The organism is Pseudomonas sp. FW300-N1A1 (genome assembly GCF_058789115.1).
Map to the genome: position 1 here is coordinate 113,053 of NZ_JBYTBK010000012.1, position 8,942 is coordinate 121,994.

Below are 8,942 nucleotides of genomic sequence, written 5' to 3' on the forward strand. Positions count from 1 at the left end.
TGGCAACAACGTGTATTGAAGCGCCCGAACATACGAGCAAAACGAGTTTTATATGACTGACAAAGACGTAACTAAAGTAAAGCGCAAAGGCACGTTCAAGAGCGCCCCGCTGCCAGTAGAGGCTGCCACCGGCCCGGCGCTTGTCGGCGAAGCGCTGGTCAAGGTCTCCGTGGCAGCCCTGGAAGACGTCAAAGCCCAGGACATCCTGGTGATCGACGTGCGTGAAAAGCAGAGCATCACAGACTTCATGATCATCGCGACAGGTACGTCCAACCGTCAGATCGGCGCGATGCTGGACAAAGTCCGCGAAGCGGTCAAAGCCCAGGGCGTCAAGCCGCTGGGTGAAGAAGGCAAGGGCGACAGCGACTGGGTGCTGCTGGACATGGATGATGTCATCGTGCACATGATGACCTCCAATGCCCGCCAGTTCTACGACCTGGAGCGTCTGTGGGAAGGTGCCGAGCAGAGCCGTGCCGCCGATGGCAAGCACCACAGCCCTGAAGTCGGCCACGAGCACTTCACCAAGCTCAACAAAGACCAGCAATAAGGGCTCGCTGTGCGACTGCGACTGATCGCCGTCGGTTCACGCATGCCCAAGTGGGTGGAAGAAGGCTGGCATGAATATGCCAAGCGTCTTCCTTCCGAGCTGGCGCTGGAACTGGTGGAAATACCGCTCAATACCCGTGGCAAGAATGCTGACGTGGCGCGTTTCATTCGCCAGGAAGGCGAAGCCATGCTGGCCAAGGTCGGCCCCAACGAGCGCATCGTCACCCTCGAAGTCCATGGCAAGCCGTGGAGCACGGAGCAGTTGGCTGTGGAACTCGATCGCTGGCGGCTGGACTCACGCACGGTCAACTTCATGGTCGGCGGCCCCGAGGGGCTGGCGCCGGAAGTGTGCGCGCGGGCGGATCAGCGCTGGTCGTTGTCGCCACTGACCTTGCCGCACCCGCTGGTGCGGATCCTGATCGGTGAACAGCTGTATCGTGCCTGGACAGTCTTGTCCGGCCACCCTTACCACAAGTAGTTCTACGCGCTCATGTCTCAGCCGATCCGCATCAAGGACCACGAAAAAGACGCCCGTCTGGTGCGTAGTCGCGTCGTGTTCGGCGCCATTGCGGTCGTGGTGCTGATCTGCGTGCTGATTGCGCGGTTGTATTACTTGCAGGTGATTCAATACGAGTACCACTCGACCCTGTCGGAAAACAACCGCGTCCACGTTCAGCCGATTCCACCGACCCGCGGCTTGATCTTCGACCGTAATGGCGTGGTGATTGCCGATAACCGGCCCAGCTTCAGCCTGAGCATGACGCGCGAGCGCTCCGGCGATTGGCAGCAAGTACTCGATGTAATCGTCGAAGTGCTGCAGCTGACACCCGAAGACCGGGCGATTTTCGAAAAGCGCATGCGCCAGGGGCGTCGGCCTTTCGAACCGGTGCCGATCCTGTTCGAGTTGACGGAAGAGCAGATTGCCCGCATTGCGGTCAATCAGTTCCGCTTGCCCGGCGTTGAAGTGGTTGCGCAGTTGGTACGTCACTACCCGCAGGGGGCGCATTTCGCGCACTCGGTCGGGTACATGGGGCGGATCAACGAAAAAGAACTCAAGACCCTCGACCCGGTGAACTACAGCGGTACCCATCACATCGGCAAGACCGGTATCGAGCGCTTCTACGAGCCTCAGTTGCACGGGCAGGTCGGCTACGAAGAGGTCGAGACCAACGCTCGTGGCCGTGTGTTGCGGGTGCTCAAGCGTACCGATCCGATTCCCGGCAAGGACATCATCCTGAGCCTGGACATCAAGCTGCAGGAAGCCGCCGAGGCGGCACTGGGCGGACGTCGTGGCGCGGTGGTGGCACTGGACCCGAACACTGGCGAAGTGCTGGCGATGGTCAGCCAGCCCAGTTTCGACCCGAACCTGTTCGTGACTGGCATCAGTTTCAAGGCCTACGCCGAGCTGCGTGATTCCATCGACCGGCCGTTGTTCAACCGCGTGCTGCGCGGCTTGTACCCACCGGGTTCGACCATCAAGCCGGCCGTGGCGATTGCCGGGCTGGACGCCGGCGTGGTGACCGCCTCGTCCCGGGTTTACGACCCGGGCTACTACCAACTGCCCAATTACGATCACAAGTACCGCAACTGGAACCGTTCGGGTGATGGCTATGTCGATCTGGACACGGCGATCATGCGGTCCAATGACACCTACTTCTATGACCTGGCCCACAAGCTGGGGATTGATCGGTTGTCGACGTACATGAACAAGTTCGGCATTGGCCAGAAGGTCTCGCTGGATATGTTCGAGGAATCGCCAGGCCTGATGCCGTCCCGCGAGTGGAAGCGCGCCACCCGTCGCCAGGCCTGGTTCCCGGGCGAAACCCTGATTCTGGGGATCGGCCAAGGCTACATGCAGTCGACTCCGTTGCAGCTGGCGCAAGCCACGGCACTGGTGGCGAGCAAGGGCAAATGGATCCGTCCGCACCTGGCCAAGACCATCGAGGGCGAAAAGCCGGTGGATGAAAACCCAATCCCGGACATCATCCTGCGCGATCCGGCGGACTGGACCCGGGTCAACCACGGTATGCAGCAAGTGATGCATGGCGCCCGTGGTACGGCGCGTAAAGCGGCCATCGGTTCGCAGTACCGGATCGCGGGCAAGTCGGGTACCGCCCAGGTGGTGGCGATCAAGCAAGGCGAGAAGTACGACCGCTCCAAGGTCCAGGAGCGCCACCGTGACCACGCTTTGTTCGTCGGCTTTGCCCCGGCCGACAACCCGAAAATTGTGGTGTCGGTGATGGTCGAGAACGGTGAGTCCGGCTCTGGCGTCGCGGCACCGGTGGTGCGACAGGTCATGGATGCCTGGCTCCTGGACCAGGACGGCCGGCTCAAAACCGAGTTCGCCGGCCCTATCAGCGCGGAGGCTACGGCCCGTGAAGAGTAATTTTGATCGCATTCTCTCCAGTGAAGATGTGATGCGTCGCCGCGCGACACTGCTGCAACGCATGCACATCGACGGCCCGTTGCTGATCCTGCTGTTGATCCTCGCCGCCGGCAGCCTGTTCGTGCTGTATTCGGCCAGCGGCAAGAGCTGGGACCTGCTGGCCAAGCAAGCCACGTCGTTCGGTATCGGCCTGGTGTCGATGATCGTGATCGCCCAGTTCGAACCACGGTTCATGGCGCGCTGGGTGCCGCTGGGCTACGTGGTCGGCGTTGTGTTGCTGCTGGTGGTGGACATCATGGGCCACAACGCCATGGGGGCGACGCGCTGGATCAACATTCCCGGGGTGATTCGCTTCCAGCCCTCGGAATTCATGAAAATCATCATGCCGGCGACCATTGCCTGGTACCTGGCCAAGCGCAGCTTGCCGCCGCAGCTCAAGCACGTTGGAATCAGCCTGCTGTTGATTGGCGTGCCGTTCATCCTGATCGTGCGTCAGCCGGACCTCGGGACCTCGCTCCTGATCCTTGCCGGCGGTGCTTTCGTGCTGTTCATGGGCGGGCTGCGCTGGCGCTGGATTGTCAGTGTGCTGGCCGCGGCGGTGCCCGTGGCGATTGCCATGTGGTTCTTCGTCATGCACGACTACCAGAAGCAGCGTGTGCTGACCTTCCTCGACCCGGAAAGCGATCCGCTGGGCACCGGCTGGAACATCATTCAATCCAAGGCCGCCATCGGTTCCGGCGGCGTGTTCGGCAAAGGCTGGTTGCTGGGCACCCAGTCGCACCTGGACTTCCTGCCAGAAAGCCACACCGACTTCATCATCGCGGTGATGGGCGAGGAGTTCGGCCTGGTGGGCATCTGTGCCTTGTTGCTGGTTTATCTATTGTTGATTGGCCGTGGGCTGGTGATTACCGCCCAGGCGCAGACATTGTTTGGCAAATTGCTGGCCGGTGCGCTGACGATGACGTTTTTTGTTTACGTTTTCGTCAACATCGGTATGGTCAGTGGCCTGTTGCCGGTAGTGGGGGTGCCGTTGCCGTTCATTAGCTACGGCGGAACTTCGCTGGTAACGCTGCTGTCAGCGTTTGGGGTTTTGATGTCGATCCATACCCATCGTAAGTGGATCGCGCAAGTTTGAATAAGGTGAAGATTTCAATGCAAGTAATGCGTGGCTGGGCGACTCGATACGCACCCTGGGTCGGCCTGGTAAGCATCCTTGGCACGGCGCCGCAGGCGCTGGCCGGCGAATATGAAGGCTCGCCCCAGGTGGCCGAATTTGTCGGTGAAATGACCCGCGACTACGGCTTCGCCGGCGAGCAGTTGATGGGCGTGTTCCGTGAGGCGCAGCGCAAGCAGTCGATTCTCGACGCGATCTCACGGCCCGCCGAGCGGGTCAAGCAATGGAAAGAATATCGCCCGATGTTCCTCACGGACGCGCGAATTGCCCGCGGCGTGGACTTCTGGCGTCAGCATGAGGCCGTCCTGGCCCGTGCGGAGCAGGAATACGGTGTGCCGGCCCAGGTGATCGTCTCGATCATCGGTGTCGAGACCTTTTTTGGTCGTAATACCGGCAATTATCGGGTGATCGACGCCTTGTCGACCCTGGGTTTCGACTACCCTCCACGTGCCGAGTTCTTCCGCAAGGAATTGCGTGAGTTCCTGCTGCTGGCCCGGGAAGAGCAAGTCGACCCACTGACGCTCAAGGGTTCGTACGCCGGCGCCATGGGGCTGCCACAATTCATGCCGAGCAGTTTCCGCGCCTATGCGGTGGATTTCGACGGCGATGGCCACATTAATATCTGGACCAACGCCGACGACGCCATCGGCAGCGTTGCCAGCTACTTCAAGCGCCACGGCTGGGAAGCCGGGCAACCGGTGGTCAGCCGCGCCGAAGTGCGTGGCGATCAGGTTGACGAAGGTTTGACCGTTGGCATTGAACCGGTGAAAACCGTCGGGGAGTTGCGAGCCCTGGGCTGGTCGAGTCATGATGCGCTGCGCGACGATATGCCGGTCACCGCGTTTCGTCTGGAAGGCGACAATGGCCCGGAATACTGGATGGGCCTGAAGAATTTCTACGCGATCACGCGTTATAACCGCAGCGTGATGTACGCCATGGCCGTACATCAGTTGTCTGAGCAGTTGGTCCAAGCACGGGGCGTCAAGTAATGCTGGCATCGCCAATCCGCACACCCTTGAAGCTGGTGGCTTTCGCTGCGTTGTCGATGCTTGTGGCCAGTTGCTCGACCAGTCGCGCGCCGCAACCCAAGGCACCGGCCGCGGCACGCCCCGCGCCGGGCCTGGACATCAACCGCGCCCACAAAGACGGCGCGCCGTGGTGGGATGTGGACGTTTCACGCATTCCCGACGCGACACCGACCCTGCACAGCGGCGCCTACAAGGCCAACCCCTACACGGTGCTGGGCAAGACTTATTACCCGATGCCCGAGTCCAAGCGCTATGTCGCCACGGGCACGGCGTCCTGGTACGGCACCAAGTTTCATGGCCAGAACACGGCCAACGGCGAGGTGTATGACCTGTACGGCATGAGTGCGGCCCACAAGACGCTGCCGCTGCCTGCCTATGTACGCGTCACCAACCTGGACAACCATCGTACGGTGATCCTGCGGGTCAACGATCGCGGGCCGTTCTACTCCGACCGTATCATCGACTTGTCCTATGCGGCGGCGAAGAAGCTTGGCTATGCCGAGACCGGTACAGCACGGGTCAAGGTCGAGGGCATCGATCCTCAGGAGTGGTGGGCGGCCAAGGGCCAGCCGGCGCCGCTGATGCTTAAAGAGCCACAAATCGCGCAGAATAGCGCCCCGGTCATCACCGCTTCCGCTGGCAAGGTTGAACAATGGACGCCACCGCCGCAGCAACACGCGGCCGCCGTGATACCGGTGCAGCTTGAAACAAAGAAAAATGCTTCGGTAGCAGCCTCTGGCCAGTATCTGCAGGTGGGCGCTTTCGCCAACCCGGACGCCGCAGAGCTCCTGAGGTCGAAGTTGAGCTCAATGGTGAGCGCTCCGGTGTTCATCAGCTCCATCGTGCGTAATCAACAGACGCTGCATCGGGTTCGCCTGGGGCCAATCGCCTCCCAGGGTGAAGTTGCCCAAGTGCAAAACAGTGTGCGCCTGGCCAATCTCGGTTCGCCGAGCCTGGTGACGGCCGAGTAAGCAATGCCTGATTCAAGGTTCACTTGCGGTGTGAGGGGTGAACCTGGTTGTTGGCTCGTTGTAGAACAAGAACCCGGCAAGGGTCGCAGAGTGAACAACTGAACACGCGACAATCCTCAGGCCTTGTGCGGTGAAGGTTGTCAGATTAGTTTTGCCCGCAAGGGCAAGTTTCCATTAGCGATTTCGAGAGACGGATGAACATCACCACCTTTGCCAAACGCCTGTTCCTGCTAGTCCCGCTGCTCCTCTCACCGGCCGCCTTCGCGGTCGAGATGATGCCGTCGCCACCGCAACTGGCCGCCAAAGCCTATGTGCTGATGGACGCCAGCAGCGGCAACGTGCTTGTCGAGAACAACGGTGACCAGCGTCTGCCGCCCGCCAGCCTGACCAAGCTGATGACCGCGTACATCGCGACGCTGGAAATCCGTCGTGGCCAGATCGGTGAAAACGATCCGGTGACCGTCAGCGAGAACGCCTGGCGTACCGGCGGTTCGCGGATGTTCATCAAGGTCGGCTCCCAGGTCACTGTCAGCGACCTGCTGCACGGCATCATCATCCAGTCGGGCAACGACGCCAGTGTTGCGCTCGCCGAGCACATCGCCGGCAGCGAAGACGCCTTCGCCGACATGATGAACAAAACCGTTGGCGACCTGGGCATGACCAACAGCCACTTCATGAACCCGACCGGTCTGCCAAACCCTGAGCACTACTCGTCGGCTCACGACATGGCCACACTGGCTCGCGCGATCATTCACGAAGACCCGGCTCACTACGCGATCTACTCGCAGAAAGAGTTCTTCTGGAACGGTATCAAGCAACCGAACCGCAACCTGCTGCTGTGGCGCGACAAGACCGTCGACGGTCTGAAAACCGGTCACACCGACGAAGCGGGCTACTGCATGGTGTCCTCGGCGGTACGTGATGGCATGCGCCTGATCGCCGTGGTATTCGGTACCAACAGTGAAACCGCTCGTGCGGCCGAAACCCAGAAGCTGCTGACCTACGGTTTCCGCTTCTTCGAAACCCAGACCTTCTACCAGAAAGGCGCCGAGCTGGCTCAGGCTCCTGTCTGGAAGGGCACCACCAACCAGGTCAAGGCCGGCCTGGCGCAAGACCTGACCATGACCCTGCCAAAAGGCCAGCTGAAAAAGCTCGCTGCCAGCATGACCATGAATCCACAGCTGATCGCGCCTATCGCCAAGGGCGACGTGATTGGTAAAGTCGAAGTCAAACTGGACGACAAGGTGGTGCACAGCGCTGACCTGATCGCACTGGACGGGGTCGACGAAGGTGGTATCTTCCGCCGCATGTGGGATAGCATCCGTCTATTCTTCTACGGCTTGTTCAACTGATTAGTGTGGACCTGCATGGCCCCGCTCCCATCCGGAGCGGGGCCATGTCCGTTGCCACGGCTTACGAGGCCGTTACGCCATGACAGATACCGAAGTAAAGGCGCCAAAGATCGAGTTCCCTTGCGAGGATTACCCGATCAAGGTGATCGGCGATACCGGTGTGGGCTTCAAGGACAAGATCATCGCGATCCTGGAGAAGCACGCCACCGTTGACCACAAGACCCTGGCCGAGCGCCAGAGTACTAATGGCAAGTACACCACCATCCAGTTGCACATTATCGCGACCGGCCAGGAACAGCTCTACGACATCAACAGCGAGTTGCGCGCGACCGGTTTCGTGCACATGGTGCTGTGATGTCCGAACCGCTGGGTTTTCGCGAGCTCGGCCAGCTGGCTTACGAGCCGGTCTGGCATGCCATGCAACGTTTCACCAATGAGCGTGGCAGCGAGCGGGCCGATGAAATCTGGCTGGTCGAGCACCCGCCGGTGTTCACCCAGGGGCAGGCCGGCAAGGCTGAACACCTGTTGCTACCCGGCAATATTCCGGTGGTGCAGGTCGACCGGGGTGGCCAGGTGACCTACCACGGTCCGGGCCAACTGGTGGCTTATCTGCTGCTGGATGTGCGCAAGCTGGGGTTCGGTGTGCGTGACCTGGTCAGCCGGATGGAACAGTGCCTGATCGAACTGCTGGCCAGCTACGGCGTCACCGCCGTGGCCAAGGCGGATGCGCCGGGCGTCTACGTCAACGGTGCGAAAATCGCTTCTCTGGGTCTGCGGATCCGCCACGGTTGCTCCTTTCATGGCCTGGCCCTGAACGTGGATATGGACCTTGAGCCGTTCCGACGGATTAACCCCTGTGGCTACGCCGGGCTGGCAATGACCCAGCTGCGTGACCATGCAGGGCCGATTGAATTTGCCGAGGTAAGTGCCCGGCTGCGCGCGCAGCTCGTCAAACACCTCGACTATGCTGAGCAGACGACCCTAACGGGCGGAATCGACTGATATGACTACTGATGCAGTGCAAACCATGATCCCGACGCTCGATGTCACCGAGCGTCCGGCCCCGCGTGCCAAGGTTGAAGCCGGCGTCAAGCTGCGCGGCGCCGAGAAGGTTGCACGTATCCCGGTGAAGATCATTCCGACCACCGAACTGCCGAAAAAGCCTGACTGGATTCGCGTGCGCATCCCGGTGTCCCCGGAAGTCGACCGGATCAAGGCCCTGTTGCGAAAACACAAGCTGCACAGCGTCTGCGAAGAAGCCTCCTGCCCGAACCTGGGCGAGTGTTTCTCCGGCGGTACCGCGACCTTCATGATCATGGGCGACATCTGCACCCGTCGCTGCCCGTTCTGCGACGTCGGCCACGGCCGTCCGAAGCCACTGGACACCAACGAACCGGAAAGCCTGGCCATCGCCATTGCCGACCTGCGCCTGAAGTACGTGGTGATCACCTCGGTGGACCGCGACGACCTGCGTGACGGTGGCGC

At 60.9% G+C, this 8,942-nt stretch carries 10 protein-coding genes; all 10 read left to right on the plus strand.

The window, feature by feature from the left end; translation table 11 throughout:
• The first annotated feature begins 52 nt into the window (after positions 1-52).
• Entirely contained in the window at positions 53-547 is a 495-nt protein-coding gene (rsfS, locus tag AC3WQN_RS11485; RefSeq protein WP_095080587.1) for a ribosome silencing factor, read from the plus strand.
• A 9-nt stretch (positions 548-556) separates the two neighbouring features.
• The gene (gene rlmH, locus AC3WQN_RS11490) at positions 557-1,024 is read left to right on the plus strand and encodes a 23S rRNA (pseudouridine(1915)-N(3))-methyltransferase RlmH (protein WP_003185785.1); all 468 of its coding nucleotides are present in this window, start codon (positions 557-559) and stop codon (positions 1,022-1,024) included.
• A gap of 12 nt (positions 1,025-1,036) precedes the next feature.
• Complete coding sequence (mrdA, locus tag AC3WQN_RS11495; RefSeq protein WP_103400398.1) at positions 1,037-2,932, plus strand: penicillin-binding protein 2; 1,896 nt, start codon at positions 1,037-1,039, stop codon at positions 2,930-2,932.
• A 31-nt stretch (positions 2,933-2,963) separates the two neighbouring features.
• Positions 2,964-4,067 (plus strand): rod shape-determining protein RodA, encoded by a 1,104-nt coding sequence (rodA, locus tag AC3WQN_RS11500; RefSeq protein WP_172736546.1) that lies wholly within the window; start codon positions 2,964-2,966, stop codon positions 4,065-4,067.
• A 17-nt stretch (positions 4,068-4,084) separates the two neighbouring features.
• Positions 4,085-5,095, plus strand: a complete 1,011-nt coding sequence (mltB, locus tag AC3WQN_RS11505) for a lytic murein transglycosylase B (protein WP_095145399.1) — start codon at positions 4,085-4,087, stop codon at positions 5,093-5,095.
• On the plus strand, positions 5,095-6,105 hold the full coding sequence (locus tag AC3WQN_RS11510) for a septal ring lytic transglycosylase RlpA family protein (RefSeq protein ID WP_103400397.1): 1,011 nt from the start codon (positions 5,095-5,097) through the stop codon (positions 6,103-6,105). The genes mltB and AC3WQN_RS11510 overlap by 1 nt, the downstream gene beginning before the upstream one ends.
• A 194-nt stretch (positions 6,106-6,299) precedes the next feature.
• Positions 6,300-7,457, plus strand: a complete 1,158-nt coding sequence (locus AC3WQN_RS11515; RefSeq protein ID WP_095145401.1) for a D-alanyl-D-alanine carboxypeptidase family protein — start codon at positions 6,300-6,302, stop codon at positions 7,455-7,457.
• Between the two features lie 79 nt (positions 7,458-7,536).
• Entirely contained in the window at positions 7,537-7,812 is a 276-nt protein-coding gene (locus tag AC3WQN_RS11520; RefSeq protein ID WP_095080600.1) for a DUF493 domain-containing protein, read from the plus strand.
• On the plus strand, positions 7,812-8,459 hold the full coding sequence (gene lipB, locus AC3WQN_RS11525; protein ID WP_095145402.1) for a lipoyl(octanoyl) transferase LipB: 648 nt from the start codon (positions 7,812-7,814) through the stop codon (positions 8,457-8,459). Before AC3WQN_RS11520 ends, lipB begins: the two co-directional genes overlap by 1 nt.
• Position 8,460: 1 nt before the next feature.
• Positions 8,461-8,942, plus strand: a 482-nt coding sequence (locus tag AC3WQN_RS11530) for a radical SAM protein (protein WP_492606942.1), incomplete at its 3' end; no start/stop codon positions are given.